The sequence below is a fragment of the Paenibacillus flagellatus genome (assembly GCF_003217775.1).
GTDB lineage: Bacteria > Bacillota > Bacilli > Paenibacillales > NBRC-103111 > Paenibacillus_AB > Paenibacillus_AB flagellatus.
In genome coordinates, this window is sequence record NZ_QJVJ01000014.1 from 22179 (window position 1) to 45777 (window position 23599).

At 59.4% G+C, this 23599-nt stretch carries 28 protein-coding genes and 1 riboswitch; of the genes, 26 read left to right on the forward strand and 2 right to left on the reverse strand.

Annotated elements, in window-relative coordinates; translation table 11 throughout:
* Positions 1-22: 22 nt before the first annotated feature.
* The 3 genes from prfA (at position 23) to spoIIR (ending at position 2820) form a co-directional block, all read left to right on the forward strand.
* Positions 23-1090 carry a peptide chain release factor 1 gene (gene prfA, locus DLM86_RS25835; protein ID WP_110842960.1) on the forward strand — a complete coding sequence of 356 codons (1068 nt, stop codon included), beginning with the start codon at positions 23-25 and terminating at the stop codon, positions 1088-1090.
* 5 nt (positions 1091-1095) lie between these two features.
* Positions 1096-2076: a peptide chain release factor N(5)-glutamine methyltransferase gene (gene prmC, locus DLM86_RS25840; protein WP_110842961.1), complete on the forward strand. Its 981-nt coding sequence runs from the start codon at positions 1096-1098 to the stop codon at positions 2074-2076.
* A gap of 72 nt (positions 2077-2148) precedes the next feature.
* On the forward strand, positions 2149-2820 hold the full coding sequence (gene spoIIR, locus DLM86_RS25845; RefSeq protein WP_110842962.1) for a stage II sporulation protein R: 672 nt from the start codon (positions 2149-2151) through the stop codon (positions 2818-2820).
* Between the two features lie 103 nt (positions 2821-2923).
* Here the strand turns inward: spoIIR and DLM86_RS25850 are convergent, their stop codons facing one another.
* The gene (locus DLM86_RS25850; RefSeq protein ID WP_110842963.1) at positions 2924-3961 is read right to left on the reverse strand and encodes a LacI family DNA-binding transcriptional regulator; all 1038 of its coding nucleotides are present in this window, start codon (positions 3959-3961) and stop codon (positions 2924-2926) included.
* 184 nt (positions 3962-4145) lie between these two features.
* On the opposite strand from DLM86_RS25850, the gene DLM86_RS25855 reads away from it, so the two are divergent.
* The 18 genes from DLM86_RS25855 (at position 4146) to DLM86_RS25940 (ending at position 18933) form a co-directional block, all read left to right on the forward strand.
* On the forward strand, positions 4146-5213 hold the full coding sequence (locus tag DLM86_RS25855) for an L-threonylcarbamoyladenylate synthase (protein ID WP_425453999.1): 1068 nt from the start codon (positions 4146-4148) through the stop codon (positions 5211-5213).
* A gap of 87 nt (positions 5214-5300) precedes the next feature.
* Positions 5301-5861: a manganese efflux pump MntP gene (locus DLM86_RS25860; protein ID WP_110842965.1), complete on the forward strand. Its 561-nt coding sequence runs from the start codon at positions 5301-5303 to the stop codon at positions 5859-5861.
* 97 nt (positions 5862-5958) lie between these two features.
* On the forward strand, positions 5959-6546 hold the full coding sequence (locus DLM86_RS25865) for a low molecular weight protein arginine phosphatase (RefSeq protein WP_110842966.1): 588 nt from the start codon (positions 5959-5961) through the stop codon (positions 6544-6546).
* A gap of 73 nt (positions 6547-6619) precedes the next feature.
* A riboswitch (ZMP/ZTP riboswitch) is annotated at positions 6620-6700 on the forward strand.
* Between the two features lie 100 nt (positions 6701-6800).
* Entirely contained in the window at positions 6801-7259 is a 459-nt protein-coding gene (gene rpiB / locus DLM86_RS25870; RefSeq protein ID WP_110842967.1) for a ribose 5-phosphate isomerase B, read from the forward strand.
* 24 nt (positions 7260-7283) lie between these two features.
* Entirely contained in the window at positions 7284-7895 is a 612-nt protein-coding gene (locus DLM86_RS25875) for a TIGR01440 family protein (RefSeq protein ID WP_425454000.1), read from the forward strand.
* 74 nt (positions 7896-7969) lie between these two features.
* Positions 7970-9217 carry a serine hydroxymethyltransferase gene (locus DLM86_RS25880; RefSeq protein ID WP_110842968.1) on the forward strand — a complete coding sequence of 416 codons (1248 nt, stop codon included), beginning with the start codon at positions 7970-7972 and terminating at the stop codon, positions 9215-9217.
* 257 nt (positions 9218-9474) lie between these two features.
* Complete coding sequence (gene upp / locus DLM86_RS25885; RefSeq protein WP_110842969.1) at positions 9475-10104, forward strand: uracil phosphoribosyltransferase; 630 nt, start codon at positions 9475-9477, stop codon at positions 10102-10104.
* A gap of 31 nt (positions 10105-10135) precedes the next feature.
* Positions 10136-11278 carry a non-hydrolyzing UDP-N-acetylglucosamine 2-epimerase gene (gene wecB, locus DLM86_RS25890; RefSeq protein WP_110842970.1) on the forward strand — a complete coding sequence of 381 codons (1143 nt, stop codon included), beginning with the start codon at positions 10136-10138 and terminating at the stop codon, positions 11276-11278.
* A 181-nt stretch (positions 11279-11459) separates the two neighbouring features.
* Positions 11460-11690, forward strand: a complete 231-nt coding sequence (locus DLM86_RS25895; RefSeq protein ID WP_158289669.1) for an AtpZ/AtpI family protein — start codon at positions 11460-11462, stop codon at positions 11688-11690.
* On the forward strand, positions 11687-12061 hold the full coding sequence (locus DLM86_RS25900; RefSeq protein WP_158289670.1) for an ATP synthase subunit I: 375 nt from the start codon (positions 11687-11689) through the stop codon (positions 12059-12061). Before DLM86_RS25895 ends, DLM86_RS25900 begins: the two co-directional genes overlap by 4 nt.
* 36 nt (positions 12062-12097) lie before the next feature.
* Entirely contained in the window at positions 12098-12835 is a 738-nt protein-coding gene (gene atpB, locus DLM86_RS25905; RefSeq protein WP_110842973.1) for a F0F1 ATP synthase subunit A, read from the forward strand.
* 94 nt (positions 12836-12929) lie between these two features.
* Positions 12930-13145: a F0F1 ATP synthase subunit C gene (atpE, locus tag DLM86_RS25910; protein WP_110842974.1), complete on the forward strand. Its 216-nt coding sequence runs from the start codon at positions 12930-12932 to the stop codon at positions 13143-13145.
* Positions 13146-13251: 106 nt separating this feature from the next.
* The gene (atpF, locus tag DLM86_RS25915; protein WP_110842975.1) at positions 13252-13737 is read left to right on the forward strand and encodes a F0F1 ATP synthase subunit B; all 486 of its coding nucleotides are present in this window, start codon (positions 13252-13254) and stop codon (positions 13735-13737) included.
* A complete protein-coding gene (locus tag DLM86_RS25920; RefSeq protein WP_110842976.1) occupies positions 13734-14276 on the forward strand; it encodes a F0F1 ATP synthase subunit delta in 543 nt (180 codons plus the stop codon). The genes atpF and DLM86_RS25920 overlap by 4 nt, the downstream gene beginning before the upstream one ends.
* A 24-nt stretch (positions 14277-14300) precedes the next feature.
* Positions 14301-15815, forward strand: a complete 1515-nt coding sequence (atpA, locus tag DLM86_RS25925) for a F0F1 ATP synthase subunit alpha (RefSeq protein WP_110842977.1) — start codon at positions 14301-14303, stop codon at positions 15813-15815.
* Positions 15816-15961: 146 nt separating this feature from the next.
* Positions 15962-16822: an ATP synthase F1 subunit gamma gene (atpG, locus tag DLM86_RS25930; protein ID WP_110842978.1), complete on the forward strand. Its 861-nt coding sequence runs from the start codon at positions 15962-15964 to the stop codon at positions 16820-16822.
* A gap of 196 nt (positions 16823-17018) precedes the next feature.
* Positions 17019-18428 (forward strand): F0F1 ATP synthase subunit beta, encoded by a 1410-nt coding sequence (atpD, locus tag DLM86_RS25935; RefSeq protein WP_110842979.1) that lies wholly within the window; start codon positions 17019-17021, stop codon positions 18426-18428.
* Between the two features lie 100 nt (positions 18429-18528).
* On the forward strand, positions 18529-18933 hold the full coding sequence (locus DLM86_RS25940) for a F0F1 ATP synthase subunit epsilon (protein WP_110842980.1): 405 nt from the start codon (positions 18529-18531) through the stop codon (positions 18931-18933).
* Between the two features lie 146 nt (positions 18934-19079).
* Here DLM86_RS25940 and DLM86_RS25945 read toward each other — a convergent pair whose 3' ends face one another.
* Positions 19080-19349, reverse strand: coding sequence for a hypothetical protein (locus DLM86_RS25945; RefSeq protein ID WP_110842981.1), 270 nt, complete (start codon positions 19347-19349; stop codon positions 19080-19082).
* 345 nt (positions 19350-19694) lie between these two features.
* On the opposite strand from DLM86_RS25945, the gene DLM86_RS25950 reads away from it, so the two are divergent.
* The 5 genes from DLM86_RS25950 to nuoH are packed head-to-tail and all read left to right on the forward strand — an operon-like array spanning position 19695 to position 23573.
* Positions 19695-20066, forward strand: coding sequence for an NADH-quinone oxidoreductase subunit A (locus DLM86_RS25950; RefSeq protein ID WP_211326591.1), 372 nt, complete (start codon positions 19695-19697; stop codon positions 20064-20066).
* Positions 20051-20569, forward strand: a complete 519-nt coding sequence (locus DLM86_RS25955) for a NuoB/complex I 20 kDa subunit family protein (RefSeq protein ID WP_110842982.1) — start codon at positions 20051-20053, stop codon at positions 20567-20569. The genes DLM86_RS25950 and DLM86_RS25955 overlap by 16 nt, the downstream gene beginning before the upstream one ends.
* A complete protein-coding gene (locus DLM86_RS33050) occupies positions 20566-21462 on the forward strand; it encodes an NADH-quinone oxidoreductase subunit C (protein WP_110842983.1) in 897 nt (298 codons plus the stop codon). Before DLM86_RS25955 ends, DLM86_RS33050 begins: the two co-directional genes overlap by 4 nt.
* Before the next feature lie 3 nt (positions 21463-21465).
* Positions 21466-22566: an NADH-quinone oxidoreductase subunit D gene (locus DLM86_RS25965; RefSeq protein ID WP_110842984.1), complete on the forward strand. Its 1101-nt coding sequence runs from the start codon at positions 21466-21468 to the stop codon at positions 22564-22566.
* A complete protein-coding gene (gene nuoH, locus DLM86_RS25970; RefSeq protein WP_110842985.1) occupies positions 22566-23573 on the forward strand; it encodes an NADH-quinone oxidoreductase subunit NuoH in 1008 nt (335 codons plus the stop codon). Before DLM86_RS25965 ends, nuoH begins: the two co-directional genes overlap by 1 nt.
* Positions 23574-23599: the final 26 nt, after the last annotated feature.

Consider the following 23599-nt stretch of genomic DNA (forward strand, 5'->3'; position numbering starts at 1 on the left):
AGAGAGACGGAGGTGAAGGGACATGCTGGATCGGCTGCAAGCGTTGGCGGACCGATACGAAAAGCTGAGCGAGCTGCTTTGCGATCCGGACGTCGTGAACGATTCGAAGCGGCTCCGAGACTATTCGAAGGAGCAGTCCGATTTGCAGGACGCCTATCAGGCGTATACGGAATATAAGAGCGTCGCGGAGCAGTACGATGCGGCGAAAGCGATGCTGAGCGAGAAGCTGGACGAGGAGATGCGCGAGCTGGTGAAGCTCGAGCTCGACGAGCTGACGGAGCGCAAGGCGAAGCTCGAGGCGGACATTCAGCTGCTGCTGCTTCCGAAAGATCCGAACGACGACAAAAACGTCATCGTCGAAATTCGCGGAGCGGCGGGCGGCGACGAGGCGGCGCTGTTCGCCGGCGACTTATACCGGATGTACAGCCGGTATGCCGACAGTCAAGGCTGGCGGACGGAGGTGCTCGACTCGAGCGTCAGCGACCTCGGCGGCTTCAAGGAGATCGTCTTCATGATCAGCGGCAAGGGCGCTTACTCCAAGCTGAAGTTCGAGAGCGGCGCACACCGGGTGCAGCGCATCCCGACGACGGAATCGGGCGGGCGTATCCACACGTCGACGTCAACCGTCGCGGTCATGCCGGAAGCCGAGGAGATCGAGGTCGAAATTCACGAGAACGATATCCGCATCGATACGTTTTGTTCGAGCGGTCCGGGCGGACAGTCGGTCAATACGACGAAGTCGGCGGTCCGGATCACCCATCTGCCCACGGGGCTCGTCGTCTCGTGCCAGGACGGCAAATCGCAAAACTCGAACAAGGACAAGGCGATGCAGGTGCTTCGCGCGCGGCTGTACGACAAGCTGAAGCAGGAAGAGGACGCCAAATACGCCGGCGAGCGGAAGAGCAAGGTCGGCACCGGGGACCGGAGCGAGCGGATCCGGACGTACAATTTCCCGCAAAGCCGGGTGACGGACCATCGGATCGGCTTGACGCTGCACAAGCTCGACCAAGTGCTGAACGGCGATTTGGAGGAAATCATCACCGCGCTTACGCTGGAAGCGCAGTCCGAGCTGCTGGAAAAAGGAGAGTAAGCGGCATGTACGAAGCCGACGGGAAAGACGGACGGTCGCCGGACGTACGGGACGGGAAGCGGTCGGCAAGCACGAAAGGCGCCGGTACCGGGTCGCCTCAAGGCCCGGCGGACGCCGTCACGATTCGGGAAGCCTGCTTGCGGGCTTCTTCTTTTTTGCGAGACTGCGGGGTGGACGATCATGCGTCGTCCGCCGAATGGCTGCTGCAGCATGCGCTCGGCTTGGATCGCAGCGACTTTTTGATGCGATGGGGCGAGCCGTTTCCGATGGAACGGCACGAGGCGTGGCGGCGGATGCTGGAGCGTCGGGCGCAAGGGGAGCCGGTCCAGTACATTACCGGCGAACAGGAGTTTTACGGCTTGCCGTTCCGCGTGACGCCGGCGGTGCTCATTCCGCGTCAGGAGACGGAGCTGCTTGTCGAGCAGATCGTGAAGATCGGGCGGCGGATGTGGCCGAACGGCGGGCCGCTCGTCGCCGACATCGGCTGCGGAAGCGGAGCGATTCCGGTTACGATTGCGGTGCAGTGCCCCGGGTGGAACGTGACGGCTACGGACATTTCCGCCGACGCCGTCGAAGTGGCGCGCGCGAATGCCGAGGCGAACGGCGTAGGCGATCGGATCCGGTTTTATACGGGGGATTTGTTGGAGGCGTACGTCCGGGAGCGGATCCGGGTCGATATTCTCGTATCGAACCCGCCGTATATCGAGAGCGCGGACATTGCCGGCCTGCAGCGGGAAGTGCGGCTGTACGAGCCGATGCTGGCGCTGGACGGGGGGCCCGACGGCTTGCGGTTTTACCGCCGCATCCTGGAGCAGATCCGGGAGCTGCCGGCACCGCCCGCGCTGATCGGCTTCGAGCTCGGTCAGGGGCAAGCCCGTGCCGTCGCGGAGCTGCTGCGGATCGCCGGCCATTGGGACGACATCCGGATCGTCGAGGATCTGGCGGGCATCGAGCGGCATGTGATCGGCTCTATCAAATTTTCATAGATTGCTAGGTTTAAGACCTCTCTTCTCCGTCGATACTGGGTACCAGGAAGACGAAAGAGAGGTTTTCGCGTTATGGTGAAACGGCTGCCCTACCGATCCTACTGGATCGTCGCATTTGCCCTTATCGTGATGATGACTTGCTGGGAATCGAACAAGACGCAAGCGGCCGTCCTCGACCCCGGCATCCCGGAGCAATCGATCCGGCTGCGCATTCTTGCCAATTCGGACGCGCCGGACGACCAGCTGGTGAAACGGCTGCTGCGCGACGAAGTCATTCGCCAAATGAGCGAATGGGTGACGGAGCCCGACGGCATCGAGGCGGCCCGAAACGCGGTTCGCTCGCACATGACCGATCTGGAGACGCTCGTCGCGGATGTGCTGGCGGCGAACGGCTACGATTACGACTTTAAAGTCGAGCTCGGCCAAGTGCCGTTCCCGACCAAGGTATACGGCAACAAAGTGTATCCCGCCGGCGACTACGAAGCGCTGCGCATCACGCTCGGCAAGGGAGAAGGGCAAAACTGGTGGTGCGTCCTGTTCCCGCCGCTCTGCTTCGTGGACGGCAACGCCGGCGTCGCGGTGGCGAAAAAAACGTCGGACGACGTCAAGACGGCATCCGCCGACGCGGGTGCGAACGGAGCCGGGGACAGCCCGGCGAATGCCGACGGCCGGCCGGAAGTGAAGTTTTTCGTATGGGAAATCGTCAAAGCGATCATCGGGTTCGTCAAAGGATTACTGGCCTAATCGATATTCATTCCTTATTCTTAATCGGTTGTTCGAAATCGCGAGGGTGCGTCCGGGACGCATCCTTTTCTTGTTTGAAGCGTCTTCGGTCCTTGCTCGATCGCTAGTCCCTCGCGCGCGTCGTATGGCCGACGAACAGCGGTCCCTGGATGCGGATATGCTCGTAGGGCATCGTCGGGTTGGCGATGCGCCACAGCATCCGCTCCGCCGCGCGGTAGCCGGTCTCTCGGATCAACAGCTGCGGCCTCGTGAATAAGGGCGTTCCGTCGCGCTGCTCGTTCAGCATGCCGATGATCGAGACGTCCTTCGGCACGTCGAACCCGGCCGCCGCGATCACCCGGTAAGCGGGCACGACGTCGTCGTCGACGCCGACGACGACCGCATCGGGACGCAGCCGCTCCAGCTTGTCGGCCAGCCGCTCCGCCCACTGTGACGTACCGGAGCGCGAAGCCGTCAAATGGTCTTCTTCGCGGAAAGGCAGACCGTAATAGCCCATCGCCTCGATAAACGCCTGCCACCGGAGGAAGAACCCCCGCTGCCGCTTGATGTCTCCGACGTACAGGATGCGGCGGTGGCCGGTTTCCGCCAGATGACGGACCGACAACGCGACGGCCGTATAGACGTCCCAGATGACGCTGTCCGTTTCGGCGCCGGGAGCCGGGAAATTGAACAGGATGCGGGGCAGCGGCAGCCGCAGCAGCCTCTGCTCCGTAGCGGGCGGGTGCAGGCTCGGGGCGATGAATATCCCTTCGCAGTAATGCAGCTCCCGATCCCCGATCCAGTCGTCGAGCTCGGCTTCCTTCAGCCGTTCGGGGATGAGCAGCGGGTCGATCGTATGGCCGATTTCGGCGATGCGCTCGTTCAGTCCTTCCAGCAGAAGCCGGTTGTAATTGACCGACTGTGTCGTATGGATCAGCACGAACCGGCGCTTAAGCGGCGGCCGCACGGCAATCCGGTCGACGGAAAGCTGCTGGAGCTGCTCGCGGGTCAAGTAGCCGAGCTCGCGCGCCTTCTCGACGACGAGCCGCCTCGTCTCGTGCGACATGCCGGGCTTGCCGCGCAGCGCCTTGGATACGGTCTGGACGGACAAGCCGAGCGAGGCCGCGATCGTCTCGAGCTTCACTTGCTTGCGGATCGGCATCGGCGCCGCCTCCTTTTTCCGATATCGCTTCTACCTGAAATGTACCCGATCGTCGGTGCGGGAGCAAGCGGCGGCCGGCGAAGGCCGGCGTGACAGCGGAATCGATCCGCGTTATAATGGCAACGATTAGAAGGCGCGCGGGATCGATTCCCGCAAACAGGCGGAAGCAAGGATGATTCGACTCATGACGACAATGTGGAAAGTAAATCCGGATGCGTCCCCGACGCATCCTTTCTTGCTGGAAGCGGGACGTCTCCTCGCCGAGGGCGGCACGGTGGCGTTTCCGACGGAAACGGTGTACGGCCTCGGGGCCGATGCGTGCGACACGCGGGCGGTCGAAGCGATTTTCGCCGCCAAGGGCCGTCCGTCGGACAACCCGCTGATCGTGCATATCGCGGATCTCGATCAGCTGGACGAGCTGGTCGAAGCGGTCGACGACACGTCCCGCCGGCTCATCGACGCGTTCTGGCCCGGCCCGCTCACGCTCGTGCTGCCGGCCCGCCCGGGCGCCGTCTCGCCGCGCGTCACGGCCGGGCTCGCCACCGTCGCGGTGCGCATGCCCGCGCATCCGGTCGCGCTCGCGCTCATCCGCGCCGCCGGCCGACCCGTCGCGGCGCCGAGCGCGAACCGCTCCGGGCGGCCGAGCCCGACGCTCGCGGCGCACGTGCGCGACGACCTCGACGGCCGCATCGGCGGCATCGTCGACGGCGGCCCGACCGGCGTCGGCCTCGAGTCGACGGTCGCCGTCGTCGAGGCGGCCGGCGGCCGGGTGCACGTGCTGCGCCCGGGCGGCGTCACCGTCGACGAGCTGCGCCGCGCGGCGCCGCACGCGGAGGTGACCGTCGAGGCCGCGCCGGAGGAGGCGCTGGCGCCGCGCTCGCCCGGGATGAAGTACGCGCATTACGCGCCGCGCGGCCGTCTCGCCGTCGTGTTCGGCGACGCGGACCGGGCGGTCGCCCGCGTGCGCGAGGCGCTCGCCGAAGCGAAGCGGTCCGGCGAGCGGACGGGCGTGCTGACGGTCGCCGAGCACGCGGAGCGGTACGGGGACGAGGCCGATCTGGTCGTCCCGTGCGGAAGCGCGGCGGACGCGTCGTCGTCCGCCCGCGAGCTGTACGCGGCGCTGCGCCGGTTCGACGACGCCGGCATTACGTTTATCCGGGCGGAAGGCTTCGCCGAGACGGGAGACGGCATCGGGCTCGCCTTTCTGAACCGGCTGACGAAAGCGGCCGCCCACCGGATCGAGCGCGTCTAGCGTCCGTCCGGGGCCGATGCTTGTTCGCATGTTTCCCGGATTGTCCGCATATGTTGATTAGGAACATGTGGACATGGGGGAGATGTCATGGCAGCAGCTTCAGTCGAGACGGGACAGTGGATTACGATCGTCGTCATGGCCATTGCGCTGGGAATGGACGCCTTTTCCCTCGGCATCGGGATCGGTCTCAGGGGAATCCGGCTGCTGGACGTGCTGAAGGTCAGTTTCGTGATCGGCTTGTTTCACGTCCTGATGCCGTTGATGGGCATGTTCATGGGCCAATACGTCGGCGCGCTGCTCGGCAACGTCGCGACGTTGACGGGAGGAGCGCTGCTCGTGCTGCTCGGAGGGCACATGATCTTCAGCTCGTTCAAAGGGCCGGAAATGCGCTCGTTCGACCATCGCACGCTATGGGGCCTCTTGTTCTTCGCGCTCAGCGTCAGCATCGACTCGATGTCGGTCGGCGTGTCGCTCGGCCTGTTCGCGACCGATCTGGCGTTTACCGTGCTGATGTTCGGCGCGTTCGGCGGAGCGATGTCCGTAGCCGGATTGCTCCTCGGCCGGCGAGCGGGCCATTGGGTGGGCGAATACGGGGAAGCGCTCGGCGGCATTATTTTGCTCGCCTTCGGCATCCGGTTTTTGATATAACGCCGGGCGTGAGGTACAATAAAAGGGAAGACGTCCATGGAGGCCGAGCGGCGAAGGCCGGGACGAAACACCAACGGGACGAAACGGAGGGGTTCGGATGTACGAACGCATTTTATTTGTATGTACGGGCAACACGTGCCGCAGTCCGTTGGCGGAAGGCTTGTTCCGCAGCATGGCGCGGCGGGAAGGATTGCGGCTCGACGTTCGGTCGGCGGGCGTCTCCGCGTGGGACGGCGCACCGATCTCGAAGCATTCCGCCGACATTTTGAAAGAACGCGGCGTGACCGACCGCCTGTCGTCCAGCGCCGTTACGGGGGAAGCCGTCTCGTGGGCCGACCTGATCTTGACGATGACGGCGGGGCATAAGGAAGCGGTCATCCGGCGCTATCCGGAAGCGGTGGACAAAGTGTTCACGCTGAAGGAGTTCGCCGAGGACGATCCGCAGGCCGCCGCGAAAATCGAGGAACGGCATCGGATCCACTCCGAGCTGCAAATCAAGCGGGCGCTCGGGCAGCCGATCACCCCGGACGAGCTCCTTCAGGCCGAGCAAGCCGAGTACGGCATGCCGAGCTTCGACATCTCCGACCCGTTCGGCGGCGACCGGGCGCAGTACGAGAAAACGGCCGACGAAATCGAAGCGTATTTGGCCAAGCTGATCCGCAAGCTGAGGCGGGCCGAATCGTGACGAACGGTGCGCCCGTTTGGCCGAAATCGACTTTACAGCGCATATCGAATGCGCTATGATGAGGATATGAAGCAGGACTCGATGTAACTGGCGACGAGTGGAGATTACCACAATGGAGCATCGAGCTATACGGCCGGTCGCCTGGGCAAAGAGCAACGCCGTTTTCTTCGCAAAACGAGCGGCATGCTCTTTTTTCGTATTCCGGCGGTTATACTATGACGGTGCATCCCAAATACGAACGGAGGCGGATACGAATGAAAATCGCGATCGGCGCGGATCACGCGGGATTCCGATTGAAGGACGAAATTGTGAAGGCGCTGCGGGAGGACGGGCATGAGGTGGAGGATTTCGGCTGTCATTGCGCCGATTCCATCGACTATCCGGACTACGCGCTGCCCGTCGGCGAGAAAGTCGCTTCCGGCGAAGCCGACCGGGGGATTCTCATCTGCGGCACGGGAATCGGCATGACGATCGCCGCCAACAAAATTCCGGGCGTCCGCTGCGCGCTTGTGCACGACCTGTTCTCGGCCAAAGCGACGCGCGAGCATAACGATTCGAACGTGCTCGCCATGGGCGAACGCGTCGTCGGACCGGGCGTCGCGCTCGAAATCGTGAAGGTGTGGATCGGCACCGAGTTTTCGGAAGGACCGCGCCACCGCAACCGGATCGACAAAATCAAAAGTCTCGAAGAGAAGTACGCGCTGCATCCGTAAATCGGCGGAAGGGAGTGGCTTGTCGTGGAGCGGGACAACGAGGACGTCTTGGACTTGGAACAAATCCGGACCGGCGTGGAGACGGCGCTGCGCGAGCTCGTCGAGGCGGGCCGCATCGGGCGAGGGCACATCGTCGTCGTCGGGACAAGCACAAGCGAAGTGATCGGGCAACGGATCGGCACGTCCGGTACGGAGCAAGTCGCGGAGCGGATTTTCGAAGCCGTGTCCGCGGTGCGCCGGGATGTCGGGTTTTATCCGGCGTTTCAATGCTGCGAGCATTTGAACCGGGCGCTCGTCGTCGAGCGGGAGCTGCTGCGGCTCGATCCGCGCCTCGAGGAGGTTGGCGTCGTTCCCGTCCGCAAAGCGGGCGGCTCGATGGCCGCCTATGCGTACCGGCATTTGCCGGACGCCTGCGTCGTGGAGTCGATCGCCGCGCATGCCGGTATCGATATCGGCGATACGCTGATCGGCATGCATTTGCGGCGGGTCGCCGTACCGGTCCGTCCGTCGGTCCGTACGATCGGCCGCGCCCACGTCACGATGGCCTATACGCGGCCGAAGCTGATCGGCGGCGCCCGGGCGGTCTACTCCGTCGAGCAGGCGGCAACCCCGGAAGGAACGGCTGGCTGCGACTGAGCGGCTTGGCCGATTGCAATGGACAGCAGGGACTCTTTTATCCAAATTCTTTTATCGAGCGGAGGAACTTTATCATGGAACATTTGCGCCAATCCGATCCGAAAATCGTGGAAGCTCTCAATCTCGAGCTGGGCCGCCAACGCGACAAAATCGAGCTGATCGCGTCGGAGAACTTCGTCAGCCAAGCCGTTCTGGAAGCGATGGGCACCGTCCTGACGAACAAATACGCCGAAGGCTATCCGGGCAAACGGTACTACGGCGGCTGCGAATACGTCGACATCGTCGAAGATATCGCGCGCGATCGGGCGAAGGAGCTGTTCGGCGCCGAGCACGTGAACGTCCAGCCGCACTCCGGCGCGCAGGCGAACATGGCCGTTTACTTGGCTACGTTGAAGCACGGCGATACAGTGCTCGGGATGAACTTGGCGCACGGCGGCCACTTGACCCACGGCAGCCCGGTCAACGCTTCCGGCATCATGTATAACTTCGTGCCGTACGGCGTGCGCGAGTCCGATTCCCGCATCGACTACGACGAAGTGCGCAAAGCGGCGTTCAAGCACCGTCCGCGCATGATCGTGTCGGGCGCCAGCGCCTACCCGCGCATCATCGATTTCGAAGCGCTCGCCTCGATCGCGAACGATGTGGGCGCGCTGTTCATGGTCGACATGGCGCATATCGCGGGCCTCGTCGCCGCCGGGCTGCACCCGAATCCGGTGCCGCACGCGCACTTCGTTACGACGACGACGCACAAGACGCTGCGCGGACCGCGCGGCGGCATGATCCTGTGCCGCAAGCCTTGGGCGGCGGCGATCGACAAGGCCGTCTTCCCGGGCATTCAGGGCGGACCGCTCATGCATATTATCGCGGCGAAAGCCGTCTCGTTCGGCGAGGCGCTGCAGCCGTCGTTCAAGACGTACGCGCAGCAAGTGGTGAACAACGCGAAGGCGCTGTCCGAGGCGCTGCTCGCCGAAGGGCTCGACCTCGTCTCCGGCGGTACGGACAACCACCTGATGCTGATCGACCTGCGCAGCATCAACCTGACCGGCAAAGACGCCGAGCATCTGCTCGATGAAGTGGGCATTACGTGCAACAAAAACGCGATCCCGTTCGACCCGAACAAGCCGATGCTGACGAGCGGCGTGCGCGTAGGGACGCCTGCGGCCACGTCGCGCGGCATGAACGAGGAAGCGATGAAAAAAATCGCGAAGGCGATCGCGCTCACGCTCAAAAATCCGACCAGCGAAACGGCGCACGATCAGGCGCGCGCTCTGGTCAACGAGCTGACCGCGCAGTACCCGCTGTACGCCGGATTGCAGTATTAATCCGTAGCCGCGGGACGAATTCGGCTGATGGAGGACCGTTTTGAGCGGTCCTCTTTTTCGCGTGCCTCGCGCGCCCGGTTGGGCCGGCGCGATTTGGGGAATGCTATTCGACAGGAAGCGACGGCAAACGTTGCCAAAAGTTGCGTGCAACGCGATAAGGACAATGATATAATAGACGAGGTTCGCTCGAGAAAGGGACGAACCGCATGCATCCAGCATTCGCCATACGGCCCGCGAATGCTGTCGGGAGGACGTTTATGAGCAAGGTTTTCGTGTGCGATCATCCGCTGATTCAACACAAGCTTACGTACATAAGGGATAAGAACACGACCACGAAGGACTTCCGGGAATTGGTCGACGAAGTGGCCACGCTTATGGCATACGAAATTACGCGGGACATCCCGTTGGAACGCATCGAGGTGGAGACGCCCGTGCAGAAGGCGGAATGCAAAATCATTTCCGGACGCATGCTCGGTCTCATACCGATATTGCGCGCCGGGCTCGGCATGGTGGACGGCATCTTGAAGCTGCTGCCCGCGGCGAAGGTCGGCCACGTGGGCTTGTACCGCGACCCGGAGACGCTCCAGCCGGTCGAATACTACGTCAAGCTGCCTACGGACGTGCAGGAGCGGGAGCTGATCGTCATCGATCCGATGCTCGCCACCGGCGGATCCGCCAACGCGGCCATCGACGTATTGAAGAAACGGAACTGCAATCAGATCAAGCTGATGTGCCTCATCGCCGCTCCGGAAGGCGTACGCGCCGTCCAGGAAGCGCATCCGGACGTCGACATCTATGTGGCGGCCGTCGACGAATACTTGAACGACCACGGCTATATCGTGCCGGGTCTCGGGGACGCGGGCGACCGTCTGTTCGGCACGAAGTAATCCGATCGTACGACAAGAAGGAGAGTGACCCATGAGCCGCATTCGGGTAATGACCATTTTCGGCACAAGGCCGGAAGCGATCAAGATGGCGCCGCTCGTACTGGAGCTGAACAAGCGGTCCGAGCAGATCGAATCGCTCGTCTGCGTAACGGCGCAGCATCGGCAAATTCTCGATACGGTGCTCGATATTTTCGGCATCCGGCCGGACTTCGATCTGGACGTCATGAAGGACCGCCAGACGCTGAACGAAGTGACGATCCGGGTGCTTCAAGGACTGGAGCCGGTTTTCCGCGAGCGGAAGCCGGATCTCATTCTCGTTCACGGCGATACGCTGACGACGTTCCTCGCCAGCTACGCCGCTTTCCTGCAGCAGATCAAGATCGGCCACGTCGAGGCGGGTCTGCGCACGTGGAACAAGCTTTCCCCTTATCCGGAGGAGATGAACCGGCAGCTGACCGGGGTGCTGGCGGATATGCACTTCGCTCCGACCGACTGGTCGGCGGGCAACCTGCTCAAGGAAAACAAGCCGGAATCGTCCATCTACGTCACGGGCAATACGATCACCGACGTCATGTCGTACCTCGTCAAGGACGAGTATACGCATCCGATTCTCGATTGGGCCAAAGGCCGCCGGCTCGTGCTCGTCACGGCGCATCGCCGGGAGTCGATCGGGGAGCCGCACCGCCGTATTTTCCGGGCGATCAAACGGCTTGCCGACGAATTCGACGACATCGCGGTCGTCTATCCGGTCCATCCGAACCCGGCCGTCAAGGAGCCGGCCCAGGAAATGCTGGGCGGCCACGACCGGATCCGGCTGATCGATCCGCTGGACGTAACGGACTTGTACAATTTTTATCCGCATACGCATATCATCTTGACCGATTCCGGCGGCATCCAGGAGGAAGCTCCGTCGTTCGGCGTGCCGGCACTCGTGCTTCGCGATACGACCGAGCGCCCCGAGGGGGTCGAGTCCGGCGTGCTGGAGCTGGTCGGGACCGACGAGCAGCTGATCTACGAGAAAGCCCGCGCGCTGCTGACCGACGAAGCCGTCTACGAGCGGATGAGCAAGGCGGCGAACCCTTACGGGGACGGACGCGCGTCGGAGCGGATCGTCGACGCCATCCTGCATCATTTCGGACTCCGGGACGAACGTCCCGAGCCGTTCCGCGCTTAATGTCGAAACCGGTAAAGCAAACCAGACAGTGCTACTGTACGCTGTCCGGTTTGCCAAAACCGGGAGCCGTTGTGGCATAAGGAATCTCCGATTTCGTGTTCACACAATGTTTGATATTAAAGAAATTGACAAACGAAGTACCGCTTCGATACAATTAGTGAGGATTAGCAGGAGATCATGTATGCAAAATCGCAAATCCGAGAATAATCCATGGAGAGCGGCGGGGATGGCCGGCGCCGCCGGCGTCGACTTGGCCGTATGCATTCTCCTCGGCTATTTGGGCGGGAAATGGTTGAGCGACAGAATGGGCGGCGAGAAGATCGTCGTCGCGATCGGAGCGTTGATCGGTCTGTTTGCGGGAATTGCCAGCGTGATCGTATTGATTCGATACTTCTTAAAGGACTCCAAATGAACGATCTGTCGGGCTTTCTGAAAACGATCTCTAAGTTTTCGCTGTATCTGTTCGCTGCGGGCCTGCTTCTCTGGGCGGTGTTGACCGAGTATCGTCCGTTTGTCGCCGGGCTATTGCTTGGCATGGCAATCAGCTTGACCAACTTCGTCTATCTCGGATTGAAGACGCGTCAGTTGGGAGAGTTGGTCGCGCAGGGAGTGAAAAAGCGCTTCAATCTCGGTTTTTTCACCCGGGCTTCCTTGGCCGTCTTGGCGGTCATGGTCGCTTACAAGTCGGAACGGTTCGATTTGGCCGCGACGATTATCGGTTTGTTCTACGCACAAACGACAGCGTTCGTTTTGGGCTTGTTTTTTGTGAAAAAGAAAGACTGAAAGGAAATCGTCACCGGAAAGGGGTGAAACTAACCGATGCATGAGTTTCCCATATGGAAGGTCGGCGGCCTGAATATCGACCTTTCCACGTTTTTGGCCATCACGGTCACGTTTATTATCGTGTTTGTGCTGGCGAGATTGTCCGTGCGCAATTTATCCGTCGACAACCCGTCGAAGATGCAGAACTTCATGGAGTGGGTCATCGAATTCGTTCATAATTTGGTGGCGAGCACGATGCCGCTGAAGATGGCGAAGTCGTTTATCTCGCTCGGGATTACGCTCATCATGTTCATCTTCGTGGCCAACCTGCTCGGGCTGCCTTTCGGGATCGTCACGGAACACGAACACGATCTCAGCTTGTTCGGGTATCCGATCGAAGGACACCATCTGGCGTGGTGGAAGTCGCCTACGGCCGACTTGTCCGTTACGGCCGCGCTGGCGGTTATCGTAATCGTTCTGGTCCACTACTTGGGCTTGACCCGCAACACGAAGCATTATTTGAAACACTATTTCGAGCCGTTCTGGTTCTTCTTCCCGCTCAACATTATCAAGGAATTGTCCAAGCCGCTCACGCTTGCGCTCCGTCTCTTCGCGAACATTTTCGCGGGCGAGGTGCTGATCGCGACCATCTTGATGGCCGGGATCTGGGGTACGCCGCTTTTGCTGGCATGGCAAGGCTTCAGTATTTTCGTCGGAGCGATCCAGGCATTCCTCTTCACCGTTCTTACGATGGTGTACATCTCGCAAGCGACGGTACACGAAGAGCATCATTAATTTATCGGCTTTCAGGAACGAATTCGATCCGCTATCTTCGGATTGAAACCAAAATAAATCAACGAAACGTTGAACAATTTAGGAGGATTTCAAAATGGGACTTTTGGCAGCAGCTTTGGCAATCGGTTTGGGCGCGTTGGGCGCAGGTATCGGTAACGGTTTGATCGTCAGCAAAACGGTAGAAGGTATCGCTCGTCAACCGGAGCTTCGCGGTACGCTCCAAACGACCATGTTTATCGGCGTAGGTATCGTCGAGGTCGTGCCGATCATCGGGGTCGTCTTGGGCTTCCTGCTCTACTTCGGCGCTTAATGAATACGTTGGTTAGGCGGGGAAGGCCTATGCCGTCCGCGCCTTCGTTTTGATCGCCCGAGTATGTATCGAACCGATTGCAGCTCTTAGAAGGGAGTGACCTGAGTTGGCTTTTCATTGGGAGTCGTTCGTATTTGCGATTATCGCCTTTTTGGCGTTGTACTTCCTGCTGAACAAATATGCGTTCGGCCCGCTTTTCGGCATTATGGAGAAGCGCAGGGAGCAAGTTCAGAATCAAATCCAATCCGCCGAGCAAAATCGTGCGGAAGCGGCCAAGCTGCTCGAAGAGCAGAAGAAAGCGATTCAAGACGCGCGCAAGGAAGCTTACGAGCTTATCGAGCAGGCGAGAACGACCAGCGTCCGTCAGGCGGATGAAATTATCCAGCAGGCGAAAGACGAAGCGGTGCGCATCAAGAACGATGCGATGAAAGATATCGAAAGCGAGAAGAACAAAGCGATCGTTGCGCTGCGCAGCCAAGTAAGCGCTTTGTCCGTCCTGATCGCCTCCAAAATTATCGAGAAGCAGCTGGATGAGAAATCCCAGCACGAGCTGATCGACCAATACCTGAAAGAGGTAGGGGGCAACGTATGAGCAAGGAAACGATCGTAGCGAAGCGGTATGCGAAAGCGTTGTTCGAAGTCGCCCAGGCACGCGGCAAAGTCGCCGACGTGGAGCAAGAGCTTCAAGCGATTGCGACCGCGTTGGAAGCGAACCCCGACTATGCCGGCCTGCTCGAACATCCGAACATCGGCGCTTCGGTTAAGGCGTCCATGCTCAAGCAAGCGTTCGAAGGCAAAGTGTCCGAGGAAGTGCAGAACACGCTTCAATTGCTCGTACAGCGGGGAAGAGAAGCGATTCTCGCGGATCTCGTCTCCCATTATTCCCGGATTGCGAATGACGCGTTGGGTCAAGCCCAAGCGAAAGTATATACGCCTCGGCCGATTTCGGCGGAGGAATCGGATCAGATCGCCGCAGCGTTCGGTCAGGTGACCGGCAAGACGATTCGCATCGAGAACATCGTCGACCCGAGCCTGATCGGCGGTCTTCAAGTGCGAATCGGCGACCGTCTGTACGACGGAAGCGTATCCGGCAAGCTGCAAAGAATGGAAAGAGCGCTCAATCAAGCATAAAGCCAAAGTTAGGGGTGAGGTTCGTTGAGTATCAGACCTGAAGAAATCAGCACGCTGCTGAAGCAGCAAATCGAGCAATATAAATCGGATATTCAAGTGTACGATGTCGGTACGGTTATCCAGATCGGGGACGGCATCGCGCGCGCGCACGGCCTGCAAAACGTCATGGCCGGCGAGCTTCTGGAATTTTCCAACGGCGTCATCGGCATGGCGTTGAACCTCGAGGAAGACAATGTCGGTATCGTTATCATGGGTCCGTATACGGACATCCGCGAAGGCGACCAAGTGAAGCGGACCGGACGGATCATGGAAGTACCGGTCGGCGAAGCGCTTCTCGGCCGCGTCGTCAACCCGCTCGGCCAACCGGTCGACGGCAAAGGCCCGATCGAAACGACGGAATTCCGTCCGGTCGAAGCTCCGGCTCCGGGCGTTATCGACCGGAAATCGGTTCACGAGCCGATGCAGACGGGTATCAAAGCGATCGACGCGATGGTTCCGATCGGCCGCGGCCAGCGCGAGCTGATCATCGGCGACCGTCAAACGGGTAAAACGTCGATCGCGATCGACACGATCATCAACCAAAAAGGCAATGGCGTTCTTTGTATCTACGTCGCCATCGGCCAAAAGCAATCCACGGTGGCGAACGTCGTCGAGACGCTCCGCCGCAACGGCGCCCTCGATTATACGATCGTCGTAACGGCCGGCGCTTCCGAGCCTTCCCCGCTGTTGTTCTTGGCTCCGTACGCAGGCGTGGCGATGGGCGAGTACTTCATGTACAAAGGCAAGCATGCGCTTATCGTATACGACGACTTGTCCAAGCAAGCTGCCGCTTACCGCGAGCTGTCGCTTCTGCTCCGCCGTCCGCCGGGACGCGAAGCTTATCCGGGCGACGTCTTCTACTTGCACTCCCGTTTGCTGGAGCGCGCGGCGAAATTGAGCGACGCCTTGGGCGGCGGCTCCTTGACGGCACTGCCGTTTATCGAAACCCAAGCGAGCGACGTTTCCGCGTATATCCCGACGAACGTTATCTCCATCACGGACGGTCAGATCTTCCTGGAGTCCGACCTGTTCAACGCGGGCCAGCGTCCGGCGATCAACGTCGGTATTTCCGTATCCCGCGTCGGCGGTTCCGCGCAAATCAAAGCGATGAAAAAAGTCGCTTCGTCCCTGAAGCTCGACTTGGCGCAATACCGCGAGCTCGCGGCGTTCTCGCAGTTCGGTTCCGACTTGGACAAGAGCACGCTGGCACGGTTGAACCGCGGTCAACGTACGCTTGAGATTTTGAAGCAAGGCAACAACCAGCCGCTGCCGGTCGAGAAGCAGGTCGTCTCCATCTATACGGCGGTTAAAGGGTTCCTCGACGATATTCCGGTTCAGGACGTGCTTCGTTTCGACCGCGAATTCCTCGCTTACGTGGATGCCAACTACGGCCAAGTCTATGCAAGCATTCGCGATACGAAAGATTTGACGGCCGACAACGAGAAAGTTCTCGTGGAAGCGATCGAGAAGTTCAAGAAAAGCTTCTCCGTATCGGCTTAATCGTTAATCGAACCGCATGAGCGGCTGAACGGCCGCCCGTGCGGACTTCAATAGAACGTGCAAGACGGGGGCTCCGGGATCGCTCCGGCCCCGGTGATGCTTACGAAGTTTGCTTTTGCTCCGCAAAAGCCTGAGGTGGTGAAAGCATGGCAAAAGGAATGCGCGAGATCAAGCGGCAAGTCAAAAGCACGCAAAACATGAAGCAGATCACCAAGGCGATGGAAATGGTGGCCGCTTCGAAGCTCAGAAGATCGCAGGAAGCGGCCCAAGCGGCTCGCCCGTACGCGGAGAAGATTCAGGAAGTGGTGTCCAGCATCGCCGCGGGATCGAAAGGGACCAAAAACCCGATTCTCGTCTCCCGGGAGATCAAGAAAACCGGCTATCTGGTCATTACGTCCGACCGGGGATTGGCCGGCGGCTACAACGCCAACCTGCTCCGCAAATGGATGCAAACGGTCCGCGAAAGACATAGCTCCAAAGACGAATACACCGTATTCGTCGTCGGACGGAAAGGCCGCGACTTCATGAAGAAGCGCGACATTCCGGTGATCGGGGAAGTGACCGGGTTGTCGGATTCGCCGATTTTCGCCGATATTAAAGAGCTTGCCTCCCTCGCCGTCAATAACTACGTGGATGGCAAATACGACGAGCTGTACATCGTATACAACAAGTTCCACAACGCCATTTCCCAAGAACCGGTACTGAATCGTCTTTTGCCGTTGGATATGGGCGAAGGCAGCGTTCAAACGGTCAACTACGAATACGAGCCGTCTCCGGAAGAAGTGCTCGACGTACTGCTTCCGAAATATGCGGAGACGCTGATCTTCAGCGCGCTGCTCGAAGCGAAGGCGAGCGAGTTCGGCGCGAAGATGACGGCCATGGGCAACGCGACGCGCAATGCGACCGAGATGATCGCCCGTTATACGCTCATGTACAACCGGGCGCGTCAAGCTTCCATTACCCAGGAAATATCCGAGATCGTCGCCGGCGCGAACGCGCAAAGCTGACGAAACGGAACGGCTATTGAACCGACGATATCGAGGAGAAGCTTGTCGGACGACAAGCTTCCGCGATGCTTACGAAGTGAGTTTTCCTTACGGAAAGCTCAGCAGATGCTTACGAAGTGAAGCTTTTCTACGAAAAGCTTCAGCCATGCTTACGAAGTGAAGCTTTTCTACGAAAAGCTTCTTAGGAGGGAAAAAAATGAACAAAGGACGCGTTTTGCAGGTAATGGGACCTGTCGTCGACATCGAGTTCGAAAAAGGTCACCTTCCTGAGATTTTGAATGCGGTCAAGATTCAGACAAAACCGCAAAACCCGAACGAGCCTGAAATCAACCTGACGGTTGAAGTCGCGGTTCACTTGGGCGACAACGTGGCGCGCTGCGTCGCAATGTCCTCCACGGACGGACTGGTCCGCGGCACCGAAGCGGTCGATACGGGCAAACCGATCAGCGTACCTGTCGGCAGCGTAACGCTCGGCCGCGTATTCAACGTACTCGGCGACCCGATCGACAACGCCGGCGAAGTGGAAGCCGGTCAGAGAGACCCGATTCACCGTCAAGCGCCTGCGTTCGAAGAGCTGTCCGTACAAGCGGAAGTTCTCGAAACCGGCATCAAAGTCGTCGACTTGCTCGCTCCGTATGCCAAAGGCGGTAAGATCGGCTTGTTCGGCGGCGCCGGCGTAGGCAAAACCGTCTTGATTCAGGAATTGATCAACAACATCGCGCAGGAGCACGGCGGTATTTCCGTATTCGCGGGCGTCGGCGAAAGAACGCGCGAAGGTAACGACTTGTACCACGAGATGAAAGACTCCGGCGTTATCTCCAAAACGGCGATGGTATTCGGACAAATGAACGAGCCTCCGGGCGCCCGTCTTCGCGTCGCCTTGACCGGCTTGACGATGGCCGAATATTTCCGCGACAACGAAGGCAAGGACGTTCTTCTGTTCGTCGACAACATCTTCCGGTTTACCCAAGCGGGCTCCGAGGTTTCCGCGCTTCTCGGCCGGATGCCTTCCGCGGTCGGTTACCAGCCGACGCTCGCTACCGAGATGGGTCAGCTGCAAGAGCGGATCACATCGACGAAGAAAGGTTCCGTTACGTCGATTCAAGCCATCTACGTTCCGGCGGACGACTATACGGACCCGGCTCCGGCTACGACGTTTGCCCACTTGGACGCCACGACCAACTTGGAGCGTAAAATTTCCGAGAAGGGGATTTACCCGGCCGTCGACCCGTTGGCATCCAGCTCGCGTATTTTGCAGCCGGATATTGTCGGCGAAGAGCATTACAATGTCGCTCAAGGCGTAAAGCGTATTTTGCAGCGCTACAAAGAGCTTCAAGATATTATCGCGATTCTCGGGATGGACGAACTGTCCGACGACGACAAAGTGATCGTTATGCGCGCGCGCAAAATCGAGCGCTTCCTGTCCCAGGCGTTCCACGTGGCCGAGCAGTTTAACGGCTTCCCGGGCCAATACGTGCCGGTTAAAGAAACCGTGCGCAGCTTCAAAGAAATTTTGGAGGGCAAGCACGACGACCTTCCGGAAGCCGCGTTCCTGTTCGTCGGCACCATCGAAGAAGCGGTCGAAAAAGCGAAATCGATGCAGTAAGCCGAATGACCGTGCCATGCTGATGCTTCCGTCTTGTCGGGGCATCAGCATTGGCATACGATGAAGCTTTCGGGACCGAAAGCTCTCAGGAGGAATTTGCGTGAGTACTTTTTTATTGGAAGTCGTAACGCCCGAGCGGAAAGTATACGCTCAAGACGTAGATATGATCGTCGTGAAAGGCGTGAACGGCGAGCTCGGGATTTTGCCCAATCACATCCCGCTCGTCACTCCGCTTAAAATCGCGCCGGTAACCGTCAAGAAAGGCAAGACGACGGAATACATCGCGGTGAACGGCGGTTTTATGGAAGTGCGCAAAGACAAAGTCGTCATCTTGGCCGAATCGGCCGAGCTTCCGGGCGATATCGACGTGAACCGTGCCCGCGCCGCCAAAGAACGGGCGGAACAACGGCTCCGCGACGCGAAGAAGGACGAGATCGACTTCCGCCGCGCCGAATTGGCGCTTCAGCGTGCCATGAACCGTCTGGACATCATTACGAAACAATAATGCCTTCAAGCAGAGGAGAACTCCTTTGCTTTTTTTGTTTTAGAGGGCTTTTGGTGCGCCGGGAAGTGGTTCAAGAAGAAAAAAGCCCCCGTCGGGGGCACCATGGAAACCGGCTGTTTGTCTTCCGTATAACGGGGATGGATCAATCAGGTTTGTTGGAAAATAAAGGCCCCGTTCACCGCCCCTCGAGTCCGGATGGCGACCCGAGTGGAAAACCCGCCGCTTAACGTGCCGATTCGAGCGATCGTATAAGGCTTTACGCTAATGGTGATCGCTCCGTTCAAGAGAAGGACGAACGCTTTGTTGCTGTTGTTGGAAATGGCGATCGTTCCATCCACGCCTTTGGGGACGACGAACAGCGCTTTGGTACCGGAAGTCGTAAAATGGAACGCTCCCGATTTGGACAATTTGGCCATTGGCTTCACCTCCCTACCTTAAACAAGCTATTCAAAACCTGCAATTGTGGTTGGGTGAGAGGCATAAGCGATTCGCGGGAAATGGATAACCCGCGCGGTCGTACTTCCCTGAATAGACGACGATACACCTTTTTGTTCATGTTACGGAAAATCGTTTTTATCGCGAGAGGAAATGGAGCGAAAAGAGAAGTTTCCGTACCAACAAAAAGTTCCGATGAAACGCGGTCGTACTTCACTGAATAGACGACGATACACCTTTTTGTTATAATTGTGTGGGTGTTTACTGCCAATGGTTTCGTTTTCAAAGAAAAATGTATGTTATGCGAAGAGGCGGGAGGCGATCGAATGGCGTTGTACAGCAACAATTACGTGCTCGTGGCCATCTTTATTGCGCTCGGCATCATGCTGCCGGTAGCTGCGCTCACGCTGGGGCGGCTGCTGCGTCCGAGCAAGCCGACGGAAGAGAAGCAGACAACTTATGAAAGCGGTAACGAACCTGTCGGCGAGAGCCACGTCCGGTTCAATATCCGGTACTATTTGTTTGCTTTGATGTTCGTCATCTTTGACGTGGAAACCGTGTTCTTGTATCCGTGGGCCGTCGCATACGACTTCCTGGGCTTGTTCGCTTTGATCGAAATGCTCATTTTCGTCGCCCTGCTCGTCGTAGGGTTAATCTACGCCTGGAAAAAGAAGGTGCTGCAATGGAGCTCAATCTAGAGACGATCACGCCGGAAGAAAGACAAGAGCTCGAGCGCAACGTCTTGACGACGTCGCTCGATCAAATCAAAGCATGGGCCCGCAGCAGCTCGCTCTGGCCGCTCACGTTCGGGCTTGCCTGCTGCGCCATCGAAATGATGGGTTCGGGCGGAGCGCATTACGACTTGGACCGGTTCGGCGTCATTTTCCGGACGTCTCCGCGCCAATCCGACGTCATGATCGTCGCCGGTACGGTGACGAAGAAGATGGCCCCGCTGCTTCGCCGCCTGTACGAGCAAATGCCGGAGCCGAAATGGGTAATCGCCATGGGTTCCTGCGCCACCGCGGGAGGGCCGTACATCAAATCGTACGCCGTCGTCAAGGGCGTCGATCAGATCGTGCCCGTCGACATTTATATTCCGGGCTGTCCGCCGAACCCGGCCGCCCTCATTTACGGCATCAACAAGCTGCAGGAGAAAATTCGGTATGAGGCGAAAACCGGAAAGCGGGTGACGAACTCGTGAGCGAAGAGAATGAAAACGGACGCAAAGAAGAAAGCGCAACCAATTCCACATCGGGACAATCCGAAACGATAAAGGCGGACGAAGCGCAAGAGCGCAAGCCGGCTGCCGCGGCAGCCGGGGAAAGCGCTGCACCCGCAGCGGAGACGACACCGGAGACGAGCCCGTCGGCAACCGCACCGGAAGCAGCCGCGGCACCGGAGGCGAAACCTTCGAAGGCCGCCGCTGCCGCCTCGCCCTCCGCAGGCTCCGAACCGTCGGATCCGCCTGCCGCGGAGGCAGCGGCCGGCCCGACCGACGCCGAAAAAGAAGCGAAAGCGAAAGCCGCCGCCGAAGCGAGAGCCGCTCGGGCGGCTGCCCGCGCGCAGAAAACGGCCGAAGGCGATGCCGGTGCGGAGGCCGCTCCGAAGGAGCCGTCGCCGAATCAGCCCCGGCTGGACCGGATCGTGCAGCTGATCAAGGAGAACGTCTCGGAGGACGCGGTTATCGAAGCGGTCATTAACGAACGGGACCGCCATCTGCCGATGCTGACGATCCAAGCCGAACGCTGGTTCGACGTCGCGTCGTTCGTTCGTTCGAACGAAGAGCTGCGGCTGAACTACTTGCGCAATTTGAGCGGCGTCGATTACGAATCGCACCTGGAGACGGTATATTACGTCTTGTCGCTCGATACGAAGCACGAGTACGGCTTCAAGGTGAAGACGAACCGCGACGAGCCGTCGATTCCTTCGGTGACGCCCGTATGGGCGACGGCCAACTGGAACGAACGGGAAGTGTACGATTTGCTCGGCATCGATTTCCCGGGCCATCCGGATTTGCGACGGATTATGCTGCCGGACGACTGGGTCGGTCATCCGCTGCGCAAAGACTACGAACCGATTGATCCGGAGGTGTAACCTTTGATTCGGACCGAAGAACTTCTGCTTAACGTCGGGCCCCAGCATCCGAGCACGCACGGCGTCTTCCGCGTCATCGTCAAGCTCGACGGCGAAGTGATCACCGAAGCGACTCCCGTCATCGGCTATTTGCACCGGGGGACGGAGAAGCTCGCCGAAGATTTGACCTATACGCAAATTATCCCGTACACGGACCGGATGGATTACGTCTCCGCGATGACGAACAACTACGTGCTCTGCCATGCCGTAGAGACGATGATGCAGCTCGAAATCCCGGAGCGGGCCCAATATTTGCGCCTGATCGTCATGGAGCTGCAGCGCGTCGCAAGCCACCTCGTCTGGTGGGGCACGTATCTGCTCGACATCGGGGCGCTCAGTCCGTTCCTGTTCGCCTTCAAGGATCGGGAAAAAATAATCGATATGTTCAACGAGCTGTGCGGCGCCCGGCTTACCTACAACTACATGCGCGTCGGCGGCGTGAAATGGGACGCGCCCGAAGGCTGGATCCAAAAAGTGCGGGAGTTCGTGCCGTACATGAGGGAACAGATGAAGGAGTACGAGACGCTCGTCAGCGGCAACGAAATCTTCCTCGCGCGGATCAAAGGCATCGGCAAATATACCGCCCAAGAGGCGATCGACCACGGACTGAGCGGCGCGAACTTGCGCTGCACCGGAGTCAAATGGGACTTGCGTAAAGATAAGCCTTACGGCATCTACGACCGCTTCGATTTCGACGTGCCGGTCGGCCAAAACGGAGATTGCTACGACCGGTATCTCGTCCGGCTGGAGGAGATTCGCCAATCGCTGCGCATTCTCGAGCAAGCGGTCGAGCAGTTTCCCGCCGACGGCGAAATTATGGGCAAAGCGCCCCGGGTCATCCGGCCGCCGGAAGGCGAGGTGTACGTCGCCATCGAGTCGCCGCGCGGGGAGATCGGCTGCCACATCGTATCGAAGGGCAAGGATAAGCCGTATCGGTTGAAGTTCCGCCGGCCCTCGTTCGTCAATCTGCAAATTTTGCCGAAGCTGCTCGTCGGGCAGCCGATGGCGAACATGATCACGATCCTGGGCGGCATCGATATCGTACTCGGGGAGGTGGACTGCTGATGCTCGACTTGCTGTCGAAACAGCTGACCTGGGCGAACTTCGGCATTCTGTTCGCGGTAGCCGTCTTGTTCCTGCTGCTTATTCTCGGGTACGTTACGTACGCCATCTATTTCGAGCGCAAGGTAATCGGCTGGATGCAGTTCCGCTACGGTCCGAACCGTACCGGACCGCTCGGCTTGCTGCAAACGGTGGCGGACGTGCTCAAGCTGCTCATCAAGGAGGATACGATTCCGAAGAAGGCCGACCGCGAGCTGTTCATCCTCGCACCGGCGATCGCGTTCGTTCCTTCGTTCGCTGTATTGGCCACGTTCCCGTTCACGAAGCATTGGCAGTTCGCCGATCTGAACGTCGGGCTGCTGTATTACGCCGCGCTGTCGAGCATATCCACGATCGGCATCGTGCTCGGCGGTTGGGCGTCGAACAATAAATATTCGCTGCTCGGTGGCATGCGGTCGGCGGCCCAAATGATCAGCTACGAAATTCCGCTCGTCATGTCGATGGTCGGCGTCATTTTGATGACGGGCAGCTTGAATTTGCGCAAAATCGTCGAGGGACAGGGCGACTGGTTCTGGGAATGGAATTTCCTGCCGCAAATTATCGGCTTCGGCGTATTCATCGTGGCCGCCGTATCGGAGCTGAACCGGACGCCGTTCGACTTGCCGGAGGCGGAATCGGAGCTCGTCGCCGGCTACCACGTCGAGTACAGCGGCTTCCGGTTCGCCTTCTTCATGCTCGCGGAGTACGTCTACACGTTCGCTATCGCGGCGCTGACGACGGTCTTGTTTTTGGGCGGCTGGCATCCGCCGATTCCGTTCCTAGGGTTCATACCGGGGATTCTCTGGTTCTTGATCAAAATGGCGGTTTGTGTCTTCTTCATGTTCTGGCTGCGGGCGACGCTGCCGCGCGTCCGCGTCGACCAACTGATGGGCATCGGCTGGAAGGTGCTGCTCCCGCTCGCTCTCGCCAACATTTTCTTGACGGCGATCGTCAAAGAGCTGCTGCGCTAACGCATACGAGATGAATGGGGGGAACG